Source organism: Nostoc sp., assembly GCF_036917455.1.
Lineage (GTDB): Bacteria > Cyanobacteriota > Cyanobacteriia > Cyanobacteriales > Nostocaceae > Nostoc.
Window position 1 is genome coordinate 1 of the sequence record NZ_JBALDK010000134.1, and the last position, 1,906, is coordinate 1,906.

Consider the following 1,906-nt stretch of genomic DNA (forward strand, 5'->3'; position numbering starts at 1 on the left):
TACTGTGCGTTCGCTGATTTTAAGGCAGTCAAAGGAATTAATTCCTTGAGAGGTAATGGTTAAGAGGATTTTTGAAGCAACTCCCTGATGAGAGTGGATTTGGGGGTAGTGTGAGTAGAGAATTGTGTCAGGTGGTGGTTCATCGATGAGGGAGACAGAAGTAAAAATAAGCTCCGAGCGGATAGACGATATTCCATTAATAGTTGAATGGCTTGCTCAGATAGAGATAGCCAAACATATCGACCAAAAACTGAAGAAACCGCACGGAAACCACCAAGGAATGAGCTACGGGCAGTTGAGTGTATTATTACTAACGTATATAATCACTCAATCAGACCATCGGCTATGTGCAGTTGAAGCATGGGTAGAAACACATCGAAAGATTTTGGAATTGACAACGGGGTGGTCGATAGGAAACAAAGATGTCAGTGATGACCGATTGGCAAGGGTAATAGAAGAATTAGGCAAGCAATCACTTGCTAGACAGGAAATAGAAATTAAATTAGGAAGGCAGATAATTAGAGCATACGAATTACCGACAAAAATTGCACGCACAGACACAACAAGCTTCAGTGTAAATCATGAAAATACAAGTCATTTAGAAGACAATCTATTGCGTCATGGCTACTCCAAAGATAAACGCCCAGACTTATTGCAATATCGTCAGTTACTAGCAACGCTCGACCCGATGGGAATGCCGTTAGTCAGCGCCACTCTTGAAGGCAATGGAGCCGATGACCCTTTATATTTTCCCACCTGGCAAAAGATACAAAAAGTAATTGGGCACAAACATTTTGTCTTCATCGCTGACTGTAAGGCTGGTTCGATCTCAACCCGTGCCAACATCGCATTAAATGGAGGATTTTACTGTGTTCCCTTGCCAATGAGCGGACAAAACCCCCAATTGCTCAAACAATGGGTAAAACAACCATCAACAGAAATCATCGATATTCGTTTACCCCAACAAGAAGAACACGAAACTGCTGTTGGTAAAGGTTTTGAGATTGAGTTGGGTAAGTTTTGGTTAAATCCAGAAACAAATAAATGGGTTCGTTGGCACGAACGCTATTTGGTAGTTTATTCCCACAAGCTTGCTCTAGGAGCGATTGATAGTCAAAACAAACGCATCAATCAAGCTCAACTTGCCTTGGAGAAATTAGCCAATAAACCAGGGACCGAGCTAGATGTGCTTACTCATAAGGTTGAGAATATCCTCAAACGCCATCGCGTTACTGATTTTTTATCAACTACGATTACAGAACAAACACTAACAGAAACTCGCCATCAAAGACGAGGACGACCCTCGAAGAATACTCTACAACAACAGGTTACTTCGACACGGCTTCAACTCCAATTTGAGAAAATTGATAGTGCAATTGTTGAAGCAGAAACTTTGGCTGGTTGGCGATTGTACGTAACTAATGCACCTACCGAACAGCTAACTTTATCTGAGTCGGTAATGTATTACCGAGATGAATGGCTTCTTGAACGCGGTTTTCATCGCTTTAAGAGGGGTTCTTTGCCTGCTTTACCGATTTACTTCCAGAATCAAAACCGAATCACTGGCTTGATGTTTTTATTAAACATTGCTTTGCGCGTTTTTACCCTTATGGAGTTTGTTGTCAGGCAGGCACTTCAACAAGCTGAAGATTCTTTGCAAGGTCTTTATGATGGCAATCCCAAACGAAAAACCCCTCGTCCTTCGGCAGAACTTATGCTTAAAGCTTTTTGTCACCTAACTCTTTACTTCCTCCCTGATTCTACGGTCTTCATTACCCCTATCAACCAGCTTCAAAAACAGATTCTTTTATTGATGAAAATTCCTGAATCCATTTATGAGCTTGAACTTAAGCCCTGTAAGACATAATTCTCACTCACAAGGTCAAAATGAGCGAACGTCCAGTTA

1 protein-coding gene is annotated in these 1,906 nt (G+C 41.4%); it reads left to right on the forward strand.

Annotated elements, in window-relative coordinates; translation table 11 throughout:
- Nucleotides 1-145: 145 nt before the first annotated feature.
- Complete coding sequence (locus V7K42_RS13965) at nt 146-1,867, forward strand: IS1634 family transposase (protein WP_334917065.1); 1,722 nt, start codon at nt 146-148, stop codon at nt 1,865-1,867.
- The last annotated feature ends 39 nt before the right edge of the window (nt 1,868-1,906 follow it).

Excerpts from the sequence above, each read along its gene's own strand:
- V7K42_RS13965 (WP_334917065.1), top strand. The coding sequence starts at position 146 with ATGAGGGAGACAGAAGTAAAAATAAGCTCCGAGCGGATAGACGATATT.